The following is a 16,789-nucleotide window of genomic DNA, read 5'->3' as shown; positions in this document are numbered from 1 at the left end:
GCTGACGTTTACATTTACTCATTAGAAAAAATCGACATTCGTCTCGTCTATAAAGAGTGTCAAAGTTTTTCTTACACTATCTTCCTTAGAGACTTATAAATTCAGATAGTACAAAAAAATCTCCTGAAAGCAAAATGCCTCAGGAGACTCTTGTTATAAATCTTCTTCAAATCTGTAAACCAGTTTAAACTTGTCCTCGTTAGCTACATCAGCAATATGAACCCGGTCACCATGACCAAAGATGATTTCATCTTTTGTCATACCAACAATCATCGCCTTGGTTTCTTTTTGAATATCCAGGTAGATATCGCCTACTACGGGATCCATTTCCTCAGCTCTTTTTTCTGCAAGAAAGTCTGATGATTCATCCATTTCCAGTTGAGATTCGGAAACCTGCGACTTATCCTTGTATGCGATATCCTCACTGTCATCTGCTTTGCCAGGCACCATGACAACATACTCACTATGTTTTACCCCATTATCTCTCGTGGTCACAACGTTTCCGTCCTCCACATTATCAACCTTCTCAATTTCATTGAGGGAGTAGTGGTCAAGGAAATCCGGGGCTGGTTTTACGATAAGTATGAAATCTCCCGGCTCTGGCATTTTATCCTTATCAATTGTGTAGCGTTTGCCATAAAAAATGAAAGAATCCTTATGTTTTGGCTTATACGGCTCGATTTCACTCGCTTTTGACAGTATCTGCTGCATATCTTTCAAGCGGAACAGGTGGACTGATTGTTTAAACATAGGTTTAACCGAATAAACTTTATGAAGTTCGTTATTATGATAAACAAACTGACCCTTCCGCACCTGAAAAAGCTTCATATACCTTTAGCCTCCCTATTATATAATAATCCTTTTTATATTTTCCCATAATACTCTTTATATTAAACATCAAAAGAGTATAAAACGCTATTTGAGTAGCTATACTCCTTAATTCTATTTCCTAAATAACCAAATAGCAAAACTGCTGCTGTTAATCCGGCAATGATCAGATAGGTGAACATTCCGTGGTGGAGATTAAGAAAATCAATTACAAATTCATCGCCGACTATCATTTCACCCGCAGTCCAGGCAAGAATACCTGCACCTATATATGCAATCCAAGCATATTTTTCCAGTGCTCGAACAATCAGTTTGGAGCCAAAAATTATTATCGGTATACTGATTGCGACGTCAATTGCAATCATGGCGATATTCCCTTGTGCGGCCCCGGCAACTGCCACTACGTTACCTAGACTCATAACGGCATCGGCCAGATTAATTGTCCAAACAGCTTTCAGCATTGATTCTGATGATTGAATGTTAGCTTTTGATTCTTCATCCACCAATACATGGTATGCAATCCATAATAGAAGCAGACCGCCAAATAGGTGAACCAGTGGAATTTGCAGTAGGTAAACAATAATGATAGCAAACAAGATACGCAGAATTACCGCACCTGCAGTTCTGATAAAAATCGCTTTATTCTGCTGGTGTTTCGGCAGCCCCTTTATCGCCATGGCGATAACCACCGCATTATCCCTTGACAGTACTATATCAATCGCGATGATTTTAAGTAAAGCAATAATTAATTCTGAAGTAAATTCTATTCCAAACAAATTAAATGCCAACCTTCAAAATACTCATAGGAATCAGTATTCGTGGTTGCAGCTTAAGGGTTTGGCATATAGCCATCTTCCATAAAAATCAACTGTAGCCTACATTTTTTATGTTAATTATTATTGGTTCATTTCTTCTGCCAGTTCGGACAGTTCTTCCCAGCGTTCCATTTTCGCTTCCAGTTCTTTTTCGGCTGCTGCCTGTTCAGCATAAAGTTCCTGAACCTTCTCCAGATCACTGCCAGCACCGGCAATCGATTTTTCCAACTCCGCAATCGTGTCTTCAAGCGCGGTAATATCATCTTCTATCGTTTCCCACTCTTTTTTATCTTTATACGACATTTTTCGGCGGTTTAACGTTTTTTGCGGTTTCGATTTCACTTGCTTCTTCCTGGCTCCTTCACTTTCTTCTGTACGGCGCGCCAGATAATCAGTGTAGTTGCCGTAGAAGTCCTCGATAGCTTTACTTTCTTTAAAAATAAGCAAATGGTCTACCACTCTGTCGAGGAAATAACGGTCATGGGACACAGTGATAACAACACCAGGGAATTGATCAAGATACTCCTCAAGAACACTTAGCGTCTGGGTGTCCAGATCATTGGTTGGCTCGTCCAGAAACAATACGTTCGGCTCAGTCATTAACACTTTAAGTAAATAAAGGCGCCGTTTCTCCCCGCCGGAAAGACGTCCAATATACGTCCACTGGGCAGATCGTGAAAAAAGAAACCGTTCCAGCATCTGCTCAGCAGTTATAGTCTCACCCTCCCTGGTATGAATCACTTCGGCAACTTCCCTGATATAATCGATAATCCGCATTTCCGGATCCAGTTCTTCGTCCCCCTGGGTATAATAACCAATCTTTACAGTTTCGCCGATTTCAACTTCCCCGCGGTCGGGTAGAACACGGCGGGCCATAATATTCAGCAATGTAGTTTTTCCAGCACCGTTCGGACCGATTATACCTAAGCGATCACCCGGGTTTACCAGATAATTGAAATCATCAATTAATGTTTTTCCTTCGTAAGACTTGCTGACATCGCTCAATTCGATCACTTTCTTCCCAAGCCTTGTAGAACCTACATGGAATTCAACATTTTGTCTGTTGGTATCGAACTTCTTTTCCTTTAGTTCATGAACCCGCTCCACCCGGGCCTTCTGCTTGGTTGACCGGGCTTTGGCACCACGACGCAGCCATGCAAGTTCACGTTTCAGGGTATTCTGATGCTTCTGCTGATTACTCGCTTCCAGTGCCTCACGTTCAGCTTTCTTTTCCAGAAACAGTTCATAATTACCTGAATACTGATAGAGATTTCCCTGATCAAGCTCGAATATCCGGTTGGTCACCCGGTTCAGAAAATAACGGTCATGTGTGACAAGCAGCAATGCGCCTTTATACGTGGTCAGATATTTTTCAAGCCATTCCACGGTCTCATTATCAAGATGGTTAGTCGGCTCGTCAAGAATTAGTAAGTCTGCCGGCTGTATAAGTGCCTTTGCGATTGCCACCCGTTTTTGCTGGCCACCAGACAAATCGGTAACGTTTTTGTGGAAAGACGTTATCCCCAGTTTGGTAAGAACAGTTTTGGCTGCAGTGTTTGCTTCCCATGCATCCAGCTCATCCATTTTCTGCTGAACCGCAAGCAGGTTGTCCTGGTTCTTTTCATTATTTGGATCCAATTCCAGCAGTCCGAGTGCCTTCTCATATTCCCGCATTGTTTTCATAATCTCGGAATCACCGTAGTAGATTTGTTCAATTACTGTCAGGTCTGTATGGAGGTGAGGCTCCTGTGCCAAGTATTCGATCTTATAATCTTTGGCATGATTGATTTCACCCGACTCATTGCTGTCAATTCCCGCAAGCACTTTTAGAAAAGTTGACTTACCAGTACCGTTAACTCCAATCAATCCTATTCGGTCATTACTTTCGATTGTACAGGAAACATTCTCAAACAGTATTTTATCCCCGTAAGACTTTGATAGATTTTCAACTGTAAGCATATTATTACCTTCCTATCGTGGATTCCTGTCATCATTCCTTCTGCGCTTTACTAATTGCTTCACAAACAGCACAATCAGAAAAAGAAACCAGGATGTTACCACATAAAAAATGATTTTGCTGAACTGGTCCATTTCAGAAAAAAAGACGGCCATCCCAATCCAGATGACGCCGATAGCCAGCAATTGATACCCTAGAAACTTCAAGTTAATCTTCTCCCCTATATGTAAATTTGCAGGAAAAAAGGAGAGGCATCCTCCCCTTATTTTATCGGTTATTAAGGTTTTTCACAACGTTCGCTGTTTCAATCGCAGCAAGTGCTGCATCTGCTCCTTTGTTGCCCGCTTTGGTACCAGCACGTTCGATTGCCTGCTCGATATTATCAGTGGTGATTATACCAAAAATGACCGGTTTCCCTGTTTTCAGCGCAGCACTTGAAACGCCTTTTGCTGCCTCATTGCATACATAGTCAAAATGCGGCGTGGACCCACGGATTACCGTGCCAAGCGTAACCACTGCATCATAATCACTTTTTTCTGCCATGGTCTGAGCCACAAGCGGAATTTCAAATGCGCCCGGCACCCATGCCACATCAATATTGTCTTCGTGAACGCCATGCCGTTTCAAGGTATCAACTGCACCACTAAGTAGTTTACTTGTAATGAATTCGTTGAAACGTGCTACGACAATCCCCACTTTTAAATCTGTACCAACCATATTTCCCTCAAATGTTACTCCCATTATTGATCTCGCTCCTTTATTATTGATGGAAGTTCAGTAAATGTCCCATCTTATTGAACTTAGTATGCATATATCGTTCGTTTTCTTTTCGTGTTCCTGTTTCAATTGGAATGCGCGCACCGATTTCAATCCCGTTTTCAGAGAGTGAAGTCATTTTCTTTGGATTATTCGTCAACAAATCTACTTTCTTAACGCCAAGGTCTTTCAGGATCTGTGCGCTTAACTCATATTCCCGTAAATCAGGTGCAAAGCCAAGCTGTTCATTCGCCTCGACGGTGTCCATTCCGGCATCCTGCAGCTGATAGGCACGGAGTTTATTAATCAAGCCAATACCACGGCCTTCCTGACGCATATAAAGAAGGACTCCGGTACCTGATTCATTGATTTTTTCCAGTGCTTCATGAAGTTGTGGGCCACAGTCACAGCGATAAGAGCCAAACACATCACCGGTCAGACACTCGGAATGAATACGCGCAAGTACGGGTTCACCGGAATGAATATCGCCTTTAACCAGCGCGATATGTTCCTTGTCATCCAGGTCATTTGTATAGCCATACACCTTAAATACGCCAAACTCAGTCGGGAGTACTGTTTCCACTGCCCGGTTCACATGGGCTTCATTACGTTTACGGTATGCCGCTAACTCTTCTATGGTAATAAACTTGAGATCAAACTCTTCTGCGATTTTTTTCAAGTCAGGAACTCTAGCCATTGTTCCATCCTCTTTAATGATTTCACAAATTACGCCGGACGGAAATGCGCCGCTCAGTTCAGCAAGATCTACAGAGGCCTCCGTGTGTCCTGGACGTGTCAGTACCCCACCATCCTTTGCAACAATCGGAAACACATGGCCCGGACGTTTAAAGTTCTCCCCGCTGGAATCTGGATCAAGCATCGCTTTTATTGTTCTGGAGCGTTCTTCCGCGCTTATACCGGTGGTAGTCGTTTCATGATCGATACTTACGGTAAACGCAGTCCCAAATGGATCGCTGTTCTGGCTGGTCATCATCGGCAGATTCAGTTTTTTTGCAAGTTCTGGTTTGATTGACGTACAAAGCAAGCCTTTGCCATGTGTAATCATGAAGTTGATCACTTCAGGTGTCGCTTTATCAGAAAGCGCAACAAAGTCCCCTTCATTTTCACGGTTTTCATCATCTACTACAATAACCGGTTTTCCTGCCTTTAAGTCTTCAATTGCCTCATCTATTGTGTTAAACATAGTCTCCACTTCCTTTTTGTTTAGAAAGCCTGACATTCATCAAGCCCCTTGTAACTTTTATCTTTTGTATGAAGCATTTAAAGAAATGCCTGGTTAATCCCGTCTTTACTGTCAGTCTGCTGATGGTTCAGCAGGTTGTGTACATGCTTCGCAAGCATATCGCATTCAAGATTCACGATATCTCCCTCTCCCTTTTCACCGAGCACTGTCTCTGAAACAGTGTGAGGAATCAGGGAGATAGTAAATTTATTATTTTCGATTCCGAATACAGTTAGACTGATACCGTCAACCGCAATGGAACCTTTCATCATAAAATATTTTATAAGGTCCTCGGGTATTTCAATATCATAATAAATGGCGTTCTCCTGTTTTTCTCTTCGTGTGATTTTACCTGTACCATCGACATGCCCCGATACGAAGTGCCCGCCAAACCGACCACCTGCCGCCATAGCACGTTCCAGATTCACGCTGGATCCCTCAGCCAGTATGCTCAGGGATGTTGATTTAACGGTTTCTGGCATTACATCCACCTGAAAGTCCGAATCGGTATAATGGGTTACTGTCAGGCAAATCCCATTAACGGAAATACTGTCTCCCGTGTTTACATCTTCCAGTACCTTCGATGAGCTGATTGTCATTATCACGGACTGCTCAGAAATTTGATTTATTTTTTTTACTGTACCTGTTTCTTCAATTATTCCAGTAAACATTTCAATCATCCTTTCCAGGTTCGGCAACAATTTTTAGGTCACTACCAATCATTTCAACCTGCGTTATTTCAAGCGAAAGGGTTTCTGCCATGGAGGCAAATCCCTCTCCTCCGATTGATGTCGGCGATAGCTTGCCACCAATCAGTTTAGGTGCCATATAGGTTACCAGCTGGTTGATACGCCGGCTTTCCAGAAAAGATCCATTCACCGTTGCCCCGCCTTCAACAAATAAAGACATAACATTTCTTTTTCCAAGTTCCTGAAGTACATGCTCTACAGTTAACTGGTCAAGCTGGATTACGGTCACCTGCTCCTTTTCCAAATATGGTGCATGGTCCTGTTCGCCAGCTTCGGTAAAAATCCAGGTTTCCGCTTGCCCATCATTTAGAACTTTCGTATCAAGAGGCGTCCGGAGTTTCCGGTCCAGAACAATGCGGATAGGGTTTTTTCCTCCATGCGGAATTCTTGTGGTCAAACTAGGATTGTCAGCAATAACTGTTCCGGCACCAACTAGAATGGCATCATGTTTATGCCGGTACTGATGAACATCTAACCTCGCCGCTTCACCGGTTATCCATTTACTGTCGCCTGTACGTGTAGCTGTTTTCCCGTCAAAACTGACTGCTGACTTCATCGTAACGTATGGCGTTTTAGTTCGCGTATAATGGAAAAAAACTGCGTTAACCGCTTCGGCATCTTTCTGCATGACGCCAAGTTCGACCTCAATACCTGCTTTACGGAGCTTTTCAATTCCGCGACCGGCCACTTTCTCATTAGGATCCGTGACCGCGACAACTGCACGCCTGATTCCACGCTCTATAATCAAATCCGCGCAGGGCGGTGTTTTTCCATAATGACTGCACGGCTCAAGCGTGACGAAAATGGTAGCGCCTTCCGCATTATCGCCAGCCATGTTTAGTGCATGGACCTCAGCGTGGGGTTCACCTGCTCGAAGATGTGCCCCCATCCCAAGTATTTCGCCATCCTTTACAACCACCGATCCAACAGGCGGATTCGGACTCGTCTGGCCCGCCGCTGTGCGCGCGAGATTCAGCGCAATCTGCATATAGTGTTCGTCATTCATAAATATCGCTCCCACTAAAAAAACCTCTGAATATCACTTCAGAGGTTTAAGGGTAGAATTTTATAAGCATCATCGAAAGTTGACATGGGGAAAAATGATACACAAATACCACGGTATCATGCCCCATAGAAACATGCGACTACTTTAAAAATTCCTTCTCCCATCCAGACTATCACTGTCGGCTCTGGAGTTTCACCAGATCCACCGTACCGGTTAAAACCGTACGGGTCACGGACTGAGAAGCTATTGCTTCAACACCGCCGATTGGGAATTTCACCCGACCCCGAAGGAATATTTACGTATATTAATTTAATTCCATATATTATTATAGCACTGGACAAATTATAAATGCAAAAAGGTTGTTTTGGAAATGTTTGATTGATAATCCGCAATACTTTTTCTTTTTCTTATGAGGTTAGGCGATTTTCTGGAAAGATAGTTGTTTTCAATAAACTGCATCATTCGGGAAAGTTGGTTTCCGCTCCGGGTGCAAGTACGACATCTGCTCATACTTTCGCCCGTATCTCCTTTTCCGCTGGGCAACGCTTCAGCCTCCTCACGAGCAAAATTCAAAACAGCCTTCTAAAGTTATAATCGTTTCCAACACACACAAGGAGGCATCTGGTTATTCGTGCATCCTCTTCTTCTCAAACGAATATATATGTAAGCAACCCTTTTGCTGAATTTTGCTATAATGCATGTAACAGTTTTATGGGAGGAGTAGACAAAATGGCATTAAAAAAGGGGAAGAAAAACTGTATTACCGATGTAGAAAATATAAAGGTAGGACATGTTACCCTGTACGAGAAAATCAGTGAAACAGATACCGTCTGTACCGGCGTTACTGCAATACTTCCACATGGTGATAACGTTTTTTTTAAGAAAGCCCGTGCGTCAAGCGCAGTTATTAATGGGTACGGTAAGACAACAGGGCTGGTCCAGCTTGATGAACTGGGAGTGCTGGAATCTCCAATTATGCTGACCAATACATTCAGTGTAGGGGCTGTCTGGCAGGGTACGCTTCAGTATATGCTTGACCGCAACCCGGAAATTGGTGACAGTACGAGCTCCCTAAACATAGTAGTCGGGGAATGTAATGACAGTTATCTAAATTCGATGAGGCTGCAGGCAGTCAAACCCGAGCATGCAATCGAAGCTTTGGAAAAGGCGGATAATAATCCGATTGAAGAAGGTGCAGTCGGTGCCGGAAAAGGTATGGTCTGCTTCGGGCATAAAGGCGGGATTGGAACAGCGTCAAGAATTGCCGGAGATTATACGGTTGGCTGTCTGGTAGTAAGTAATTTCGGGAAACGGGAAGATGCCTTGTTTGCAGATTTCCGCGAAAAGAAAATCGAAACACCTGATGGCTCAATAATGATGATTATCGCCACAGACGCCCCATTATACGACCGGCAATTAAGACGGCTGGCTAAACGGTGTGCGGCGGGGTTGGGGAGAACAGGCAGCCATATTGATAATGGAAGCGGTGATATTGCAATCGCCTTCTCCACTTCCAACCTGTACAACCATTCGTCTGATAACATCGTTGAAACGATGTCCTATGTACGGGATGACGACCCGCTTATGAATCAGCTCTTTCAGGCAGTCATCGAAGTAACGGAGGAGGCTGTACTCCGCTCACTGACAAATGCGGAAACGACCGAGGGACGAAAAGGCCGGGTTGTTGAGCGTGCGTCATTCACTCTGGAATAAGCTCAGCAACGAGTTCGAATTTCGGTGTTATTAGGCGAATTCATCCGGATATCAGGCGTATTTGGTTAAACATCAGGCGAATTCATTTATAAAGCTGTCACACGGGATATTCACCCTAGCGTGACAGCTCTCCTACTACTTTGACTTTGTCAGAAACGATTTAGGCACATCGGCTTCAAATCGCATCTGCTTGCCTGTGATTGGATGTTTAAATGCCAGCACTTTTGCATGCAATCCCAGTCGGCGCAGTCCTTTCGATTTTGATCCGTATTTTTTATCACCAACAACGGGATGTCCGATGTCCTGCATATGAACACGGATCTGATTCTTCCTTCCCGTCTCAAGCTGGACCTCGAGCAGCGAAAATTCCTCGTTTTGCTGAACGACTTTATATTGAGTTGCAGCATACAGACCATCATTTTTTGTCTGACTTGAATACATCAGCCGCGTCTTACTTTCACGGAGCCAGGAGGTTATCTTGTACTGGTGCTTAGCTACCTTACCCTCGACCAGTGCCATGTATGTCCGTTCTGTAACATTTCTCTTCCAGTCGTCCTGAAGGATATGTTTTACTTTTTCACTCTTAGCAAACATCATGACGCCGGATGTGTCTTTATCGAGCCGGTGAACCACGAAAATTCTGTTTTGCGGATGTTCACGCCGCACATATTCCATTAGCTGATGATGGGCTGTGCGTTCCTTCTCTTTCTCATTGGCGATTGACAATAATCCAGCCTCTTTGTTTATAACAATCAGGTGTTCATCCTCATAGACGATTTCCATTCCGATTAAAGCATCCTGTTTCACGGCAGCTTTATTCTTTAAAATCGTGACACGCTGGCCGGGTTGAAGCTCATAGTTATACTGGGTTTCGATATGGTCATCAACCGTTACCTGGCCACGGGCCAATATCGATTTAACTGAGTTACGGCTGCGATTTGAGAGTGCCGTCAAAAGGAATTTCAGCAGTTCCGCTGGTTCCCCCACCTTGTACTCTAGTGTTTTATCACTTTGGGATTTTCTGTTCTTTTTTTGCATCAATAAATGCTCCTCTTGTATTAATCTTCATCCTTAACATCCGGATCTTCCGGCAATGGGTCACTCAGATATTCCTGAATCATCTCTCTGTATTTTTCCATATGTTCCATATACGTACTGAACTGATCTTTGTTTATAAGATAATCTTCCCCGTCATAAACAGAACGGATACGTCCCTGAAGAACAAACGCCCTCACTTTTGATTGATCAATATCCAAATACTCAGCAGTTTCCTCAATAGTCATATACATACTGCCTGTCCTCCCCCGGGTTGACGTGCAAAGCTAACCATTTACCTTTTTTGATTGCCGTTCCTGTTTTTCCGCATGATTTTTTCTCCTAAAGCGATGAAATATCTGTTCAACCCAGCTGAAGGCCCATTGTACAGCCAGACCATGAAGGGCAATCCCTATTATAGATATAGCCGTTAACGTCCAAATGGAAACAGGGTCGGTAATCACAAACATATGATGTCCAAAAAACAATAAATAGCCGAACACTACGTATATGCCATCCAAGTATGAGGTGACAGTATTCTCCAGTTCCCGAATCAGCAACACCTCAAGGGAAAACAGCAATCCAAGTATTGTAAGAATTAACGTTTTTGAGTGAAATGTTAACTTTTCTGCATATGGCACAATGTAGTATTTGGTTATTGTTTTCAGGCGGAAAAGATAAATCACCCTGACGATTCTTGCCATCTGAAAGAACTGGTCGAACGGGATAACGGCTACCAGTAGAAATGGGTTTTGTTTAATGAAATTCCATTTTCCCGCAGCTGTCAGGAACCGTACAAGAAAGTCCGCGAAAAAAACTCCCCATACTATCCAGTTTACCGTAGAATTATAGGTGTCTTCGGTCCATAATGTAATAATAGTTATCATTACGAGTATAACCATACCACTCTCATATACTATTTTCGCCATTTTCTTCATTTCAAATCCCTCTTCCGACCGCCCAGCGTCTCGCTCTATTATATTAGAAAAGCCCCCTTTCCGTAACCCTCGTGCAAATACTTATGGTATTTTAAAAAATTATAATAGAATGATTTTTTAAGGAGGCATATTATGATACATACATTAAACCTGCGTGAACAACACCTTCACGGGTCTTTCAGCAACGAGTACAAGCCCACATTGACAGTGAATTCAGGTGATACAGTCAGACTGAGAACACCTGATATTCAGTGGAGGTACTCTCTTGAACAGGGAACGGAAAGAACTTTTTTGAAATCCAGGGAATCGGAGGAAAGGCATCGGCGAGACACCGCAGTGCGCCAGCACGAGGAGGCTCGCCAGCAGCCCGGCGGCAAAGGAGACACTGCGAATTTATGAGCAGATGTCGTACTTGCACCCGGAGTGGTGAAAGCGTAGTGTATTTCCGTAGCGGAAAATGGTGTTGCAGTCTCTATCAAGGGCTTGGGTTAATGAGCAACAAAGCTTATGAAAAGAGCCAATATTAAAAAGCATCCTTCCTAACAATCCAACGGAAGGATGCTCCACTTTATAGATTATTTTGCCAGAACATCATGGTAATTAGTATTCCGCTCCAGCTTACTTCGCGTATATTCACAGGTAGGATAAATCTTCTTCCCTTCACCCCGTGCATAAGCAACTACTTTATCAACGAGCTTTCCTGCAACACCTTCCCCGCGCAGTTCCTCGGAGACGTAGGTATGATCAACGATGATTTCATTTTCCCCTGATGGCTGAAATGTAATTTCCGCTTTGGGATCTTGTTCATCTTCCCCTGCATAGAATTTGTTATCACCTTTTTTGATTTCAATCATTCAAAATCTCCTCCTGTATGTTCTGTTATATGGAAGTTTTTTAACCGAATTGCGGGACCGCAGCGAGCATCATTGTCAGAAATAGAACCATCAGATAGTTTACCGAATAAAGGAACATAATCCGGGCCCATTTCTCATCATCTTTCACAAAGAACCCTCGAATAGCCAAGGCAATATAACCAATATTCAGCAGGGTCGCAATGATGATAAAAGCCGTTCCGAGTGACAAAAGATAAAACGGCAGCGGCAAAAGACACACTGAATAGACAGCCATTTGTCTTTTGGTAATATCCATCCCGTGAACGACTGGCAGCATTGCCACACCAGCTGCCTTATAATCCTCATATTTCCGTATCGCAATGGCGAACGTATGCGGCATCTGCCAGATAAAAACGATTAGGAAAAGTGTGATTGGAACAATATGAACGGCCGAATCAACTGCCGCCCATCCAATTAGCGGCGTTACTGCCCCCGACACACTTCCAATTACCGTATTTAATGTATAACGTCGTTTGGACCACATTGTATATAGAAAAACATAGACAATCCATCCGATAAAACTGTAAATAAATACTTCAACAGTAGTAAACGAAAGGAGAATAAACCCTGCAACCGAAACAGCGAGTCCACCGAATAATACTTTTCTCAGCGGCATATTTCCTGTCACCGTAGGACGATGCTTCGTCCGCTCCATTACCGCATCAATATCGGCATCATACCAGTTATTCAGAATGAGAGCACCTGCCATAACGAATAGACTTCCTATAAAAGTAATCACAAACAGTTGCCAGTAATCCGCAAAGGACCTGTCGTTGTAATAAAGTGCCAACCAAAACCCCGCTATAACCGGCAGGACGTTCAGGACCAGCACTTTTCCTTTTAAAAGTGATTTAAAGTCGGCAATATATGATCGACTACTCTCGCCATTTTTATTTTTGGCGGAGACATCAGTTGTACGCATCCAAATCGGTCCTCCTGAAAAATTCAACTGGGAAATTGGTTCCCTGTAATCTATTGTAAAGGTTTACCGACTTTTATTTAAGCAGAAAGCACTACAAGTACTGTCAGGCCTGTTTTTGCATGCTCACGTACAGTTGCCGGTACGCCTTGGCTTCTGCTTCTTTACCCACTTTTTGGTACAACTTGGATAACCACTGGAGCGGCTCTGTATCATCCGGCTTTAGTTCCATTTCCCAGCTGAAGCATTCAATCGCTTTATCAAGCTGACCATATTTATAATATAGTTTCCCAAGCGGCCCCATCTGATCCAGATCATCGCTCATTCTTTCCATCCTGTCTATGTCACTGAACAATCCTAATTCTCCATTCCCTTCCTGAAAGGGTTTTAACCATTTTTGAATATAGCTCGGTTCATGGGTTTCCAGCATAAAAACAACCAACCGGTGTAAAACTTTTTCGGCATTTTCGGGGTGTAACTTGATAATCTGTTGGATTGGTCTGCTTAGCTGTTCAACCTTTATGTGCGAGGCCTTTAAATCCGATTGTTCCAGCATATCGACAAAATAGCCGGATTGGTTTTCGGTGGGCGTAAAATCATTTTTCTGCATAACCATTGCCGCTTTTTTTAGCTGTTGGTTTTTTATATACAAATCGAATAGGTCTTGCTGTAAAGGTTGGTAATCGGGTGTCTGTTCGGATAACGACTCAAGCGAGAGGATATAATCACTTTCATTAAAATGCTGCCTGAGTAATTTTTTTAGAGGAAGGTAGAGGTTTTCGGTAGGGTTGTTGACGAATCTGAATATCATCAGGGCAACCAAATCATTCCAGCGGGATTCTTTCTCCAGAATAGCTTCCAGCCCCTTAAATGACTTGTTTTCATGTTTACGTGCATACAGTACTTTTTCGGCAAAAATGGGATCTTTGGTAAGTAGTTCCTCTGTTTCACGTTTATACTGGGTTGCGTAGTCGCGGAATATCGAATCGCCTGATATTTCCCGTACCCAGCTGTGGTCAGGAGCAAAGTCCCTAAGGACCCGGATAACTCGGTAGCCGTGAAAACCTTGTCCATTACGGCGATAGACATAGAAAATCGACTTTATTTCATCAATCAGTTCTTGCTTAGAAATAAATGATTCAAAGAAAGTGAGAATGTACGCTTGTTCTTGGGGATGATAACGTTTCTTGAGCTTTTTCAACAAGGGAGCGAATTCAGCGGTCAGTTGATAAGAATCCTGTGAGGACAGAAGCCGATTTATAAGTGGATGCGGAGTCTGTAGTACTATTCCTTTTTTAAAGGACTCAGCGACAAAAGAATTATTTTCCAGACAGGAAGCTTTATATCCGGCAATATACTTTTCCTTATAAAAAAACAGATAATAGATCCTATTATCCTCACTGCATGCCTCGATTATTTCACTTTGGAGATAAAAAGCGGACCGTTTCGCCATAAGCCGTACTGGTGTTTCCTGATCAACAATTAAAAATTGTTCATTGGTCATCATATGCGCCCCCTTGTATTTTCTACCACTATAACATAATTACAGTGTTTTTACCGACTATGAAATTAAAAGGATTAACAATCAGGCAGGCTTTCCAAATTGCTAATCCTTTTCCATATATTTTATTAAGCCTTCGCCAAAAGAATACTATCAGCTAGCAATTTTTCAAACATCTCCGCTTTAATCGGTTTAGAATATAAATATCCCTGTCCAAGAGCACAATGGTAATCTTTTAAAATAGCAACCTGTTCTTCACTTTCAATCCCCTCCGCAATCACACGAAGGTTAAGATTCAACCCTATATCTATGATTGATCTGACCATCGAACGGTTCGCCTGCTTTTCCATATTACTTATAAAAGTCTTATCAATTTTAATCGTATCGATAGGAAGTTCTTTCAATATATGGAGTGATGAGTAACCTGTCCCAAAATCATCGATTGAAGTTTTGACTCCAAGCTTCTTCAGTCCTTGAAGCACTTTCATGGTCTCCGAAACATCCCGCATAATGCTTTCAGTGATTTCCAGTTCGAGATACTGTGCTGGCAATCCTGTCTGTTCCAGGATATTTCTTACGGTGGAAACAAACCCACGACGCTGAAATTGGCGAACCGACACGTTTACAGCTATACAAAGAGAATCATACCCTGCACGATGCCAGGTGGCAGTCTGCTGACACGCCTGATAAAGTACCCATTCACCAATAGAATCAATCTGACCTGTTTCCTCGGCTATCGGAATAAATTCAGTGGGAGACACAACCCCAAGTTTAGGGTGTTCCCAGCGAATTAGTGCCTCCATGCCTGCAATCGCTCCGGACTTCAGTTCAATTTTCGGCTGATAGAAGATGCTGAACTGGCTATCCCGGTCAGCCTTGCGAAGCTCACTCTCAATTTCCATCTTACGAGCCATACTTTTGCTCAGTTCTGCATTATAAAAGCAGTAATTATTTTTTCCACTGTCTTTAGCAAGGTACATGGCAGCATCTGCGTTTTTCAGCAAGTCTTCCCCATTATTGGAGCCATCATAAGGATAAATGCTGACTCCAATACTTGGGGTAACTGCAATTTTATATTCTCCAACCACAAAGGGGGCGGAAAACTCAATCAGAATAGCCTCAGCAGCTGCTGCACAGCCACTCTTTGTTGTACCGGAAAGGATGATGACAAACTCATCACCACCTAGGCGGTAAATCTGGTCCAGGTTTCCAAGTGCTTTCTGGAATCGTGCGGACGATTCCTGGAGCAGACTATCCCCGATATGGTGGCCTAGTGTATCATTTACCGTTTTAAATCTATCGAGATCAATCAGCAATAATCCAATCAGGCTTAAATCCTTTTTAGATGTCTCAATCGCTACATCAAGGTCCTCCTGGAAACTTGTCCTGTTACTAAGCCCTGTCAAGGTATCATGATACGCAAGATTTCGGAATTCGGTAAGTAAATCGTCGTTTTGTCGCATCACCAGGATTTGCCGTGCTATCACCATAAAAAAGACTAAGCTCAATCCAATACTTAATGCATTAAAGGCCCAATTGTAATCTATGCTAACCAGGATAATAAGAAGAATCACACCGGCGTAAGGAAAGATATTTTCCCGGGTTTTCAGATTTTGTCGGATACCCACATTTCGATTTGTTTTTGTGAGCTGTGCACTGCGACCTGCAAGCCCAATGATCAGAATGGCAATCAGCCAGAAGAGATCCACATAACTACCCAGCTTATATGTGCCATTAATTGTTTGTATTATAAAAATCGTGTCTCCTGCGATTTGCAATAGAAAACCAGCAATCAGGATTTTAAGATGTTTCCCTTTTCTGCTGTGATGGGATAAGTAATAGAGAATCGTTATTACAAACAGGATACTCAAGTTTGTGATTGGATATGCCAGCGTTAAAATAGAAACCGACACAGCCCCATCTGTATTGTTTAAAATTGGCTTAATCAGGTAATGAACACTGATGGTAGCCGCCGTAACCATAAAAACAATAATGTTAAATATGTAATGACTTCCTGGAATATTGAGGCTCAGTTCATGTGTCTTATAAATCAGCCCTATTAAGAAAACTAAATTAGCCAGAAGCCAGGCAATACTGGCAGCTTCCGGATATGCCCCCACTCCCTCAGACAATACCCCTACCAGCCAGATAAAATTGGAAATTATATATAGCAGCACACCGACACTCATCAGCAACCATGAAACTCGTAGTCTGGTAGTTAATCGCTGATAGGTCTGAAACAGCCAGACACAACTAGCAGCCCCTCCGATAATGGAGAATAACGAAGAGCCCATTGACCGCATAAAATCATTTTCATTATATAAAAAAGCCCATCCATAGCATATAATAACTGCCAGAATTAAAAAGGGCACTGCAGTATGTCTGGTGGTCAGCATATTCATCCCTCACGTTCCAAAATAGAAATACAAAAAGGTT

At 42.8% G+C, this 16,789-nt stretch carries 16 protein-coding genes and 1 riboswitch; of the genes, 1 reads left to right on the top strand and 15 read right to left on the bottom strand.

Annotation, left to right across the window (positions count from 1 at the left end; all coding sequences use genetic code 11):
* Positions 1-153: 153 nt before the first annotated feature.
* From ACFO3D_RS00995 to ribD, 8 genes are all read right to left on the bottom strand, one after another.
* Entirely contained in the window at positions 154-828 is a 675-nt protein-coding gene (locus ACFO3D_RS00995) for a hypothetical protein (protein ID WP_390292711.1), read from the bottom strand.
* A 62-nt stretch (positions 829-890) separates the two neighbouring features.
* A complete protein-coding gene (locus ACFO3D_RS00990; protein ID WP_390292710.1) occupies positions 891-1,616 on the bottom strand; it encodes a TerC family protein in 726 nt (241 codons plus the stop codon).
* A gap of 108 nt (positions 1,617-1,724) precedes the next feature.
* On the bottom strand, positions 1,725-3,602 hold the full coding sequence (locus tag ACFO3D_RS00985; RefSeq protein WP_390292709.1) for an ABC-F family ATP-binding cassette domain-containing protein: 1,878 nt from the start codon (positions 3,600-3,602) through the stop codon (positions 1,725-1,727).
* 12 nt (positions 3,603-3,614) lie between these two features.
* On the bottom strand, positions 3,615-3,806 hold the full coding sequence (locus ACFO3D_RS00980; protein ID WP_390292708.1) for a hypothetical protein: 192 nt from the start codon (positions 3,804-3,806) through the stop codon (positions 3,615-3,617).
* 61 nt (positions 3,807-3,867) lie between these two features.
* The gene (gene ribH, locus ACFO3D_RS00975; RefSeq protein ID WP_390292707.1) at positions 3,868-4,341 is read right to left on the bottom strand and encodes a 6,7-dimethyl-8-ribityllumazine synthase; all 474 of its coding nucleotides are present in this window, start codon (positions 4,339-4,341) and stop codon (positions 3,868-3,870) included.
* Between the two features lie 19 nt (positions 4,342-4,360).
* Positions 4,361-5,596, bottom strand: coding sequence for a bifunctional 3,4-dihydroxy-2-butanone-4-phosphate synthase/GTP cyclohydrolase II (locus ACFO3D_RS00970; RefSeq protein ID WP_390292706.1), 1,236 nt, complete (start codon positions 5,594-5,596; stop codon positions 4,361-4,363).
* Positions 5,597-5,637: 41 nt separating this feature from the next.
* Positions 5,638-6,270, bottom strand: coding sequence for a riboflavin synthase (gene ribE, locus ACFO3D_RS00965; protein ID WP_390292705.1), 633 nt, complete (start codon positions 6,268-6,270; stop codon positions 5,638-5,640).
* 1 nt (position 6,271) lies between these two features.
* On the bottom strand, positions 6,272-7,354 hold the full coding sequence (ribD, locus tag ACFO3D_RS00960; RefSeq protein ID WP_390292704.1) for a bifunctional diaminohydroxyphosphoribosylaminopyrimidine deaminase/5-amino-6-(5-phosphoribosylamino)uracil reductase RibD: 1,083 nt from the start codon (positions 7,352-7,354) through the stop codon (positions 6,272-6,274).
* Positions 7,355-7,502: 148 nt separating this feature from the next.
* Positions 7,503-7,649, bottom strand: a riboswitch (FMN riboswitch).
* 434 nt (positions 7,650-8,083) lie between these two features.
* Here ribD and ACFO3D_RS00955 point away from each other — a divergent pair.
* Positions 8,084-9,067: a DmpA family aminopeptidase gene (locus ACFO3D_RS00955; protein WP_390292703.1), complete on the top strand. Its 984-nt coding sequence runs from the start codon at positions 8,084-8,086 to the stop codon at positions 9,065-9,067.
* A gap of 135 nt (positions 9,068-9,202) precedes the next feature.
* Here ACFO3D_RS00955 and ACFO3D_RS00950 read toward each other — a convergent pair whose 3' ends face one another.
* The 7 genes from ACFO3D_RS00950 to ACFO3D_RS00920 all read right to left on the bottom strand — a co-directional run bounded on the left by ACFO3D_RS00950 (position 9,203) and on the right by ACFO3D_RS00920 (position 16,749).
* Positions 9,203-10,105 (bottom strand): RluA family pseudouridine synthase, encoded by a 903-nt coding sequence (locus ACFO3D_RS00950; protein WP_390292702.1) that lies wholly within the window; start codon positions 10,103-10,105, stop codon positions 9,203-9,205.
* A gap of 20 nt (positions 10,106-10,125) precedes the next feature.
* On the bottom strand, positions 10,126-10,356 hold the full coding sequence (locus ACFO3D_RS00945; RefSeq protein ID WP_390292701.1) for an excisionase family DNA-binding protein: 231 nt from the start codon (positions 10,354-10,356) through the stop codon (positions 10,126-10,128).
* A 33-nt stretch (positions 10,357-10,389) separates the two neighbouring features.
* On the bottom strand, positions 10,390-11,040 hold the full coding sequence (locus ACFO3D_RS00940; RefSeq protein ID WP_390292700.1) for a transporter: 651 nt from the start codon (positions 11,038-11,040) through the stop codon (positions 10,390-10,392).
* A 575-nt stretch (positions 11,041-11,615) separates the two neighbouring features.
* The gene (locus ACFO3D_RS00935; protein WP_390292699.1) at positions 11,616-11,894 is read right to left on the bottom strand and encodes a GNAT family N-acetyltransferase; all 279 of its coding nucleotides are present in this window, start codon (positions 11,892-11,894) and stop codon (positions 11,616-11,618) included.
* 40 nt (positions 11,895-11,934) lie between these two features.
* Positions 11,935-12,855, bottom strand: coding sequence for a heme o synthase (gene cyoE, locus ACFO3D_RS00930; RefSeq protein WP_390292697.1), 921 nt, complete (start codon positions 12,853-12,855; stop codon positions 11,935-11,937).
* Positions 12,856-12,958: 103 nt separating this feature from the next.
* On the bottom strand, positions 12,959-14,356 hold the full coding sequence (locus tag ACFO3D_RS00925; protein WP_390292696.1) for a hypothetical protein: 1,398 nt from the start codon (positions 14,354-14,356) through the stop codon (positions 12,959-12,961).
* A gap of 125 nt (positions 14,357-14,481) precedes the next feature.
* Positions 14,482-16,749, bottom strand: a complete 2,268-nt coding sequence (locus tag ACFO3D_RS00920; protein WP_390292695.1) for a putative bifunctional diguanylate cyclase/phosphodiesterase — start codon at positions 16,747-16,749, stop codon at positions 14,482-14,484.
* Positions 16,750-16,789: the final 40 nt, after the last annotated feature.

The sequence above is a fragment of the Virgibacillus kekensis genome (assembly GCF_042654125.1).
Classification (GTDB): domain Bacteria; phylum Bacillota; class Bacilli; order Bacillales; family Amphibacillaceae; genus Lentibacillus; species Lentibacillus kekensis.
This window is presented reverse-complemented; position numbering and strand designations above follow the sequence as displayed.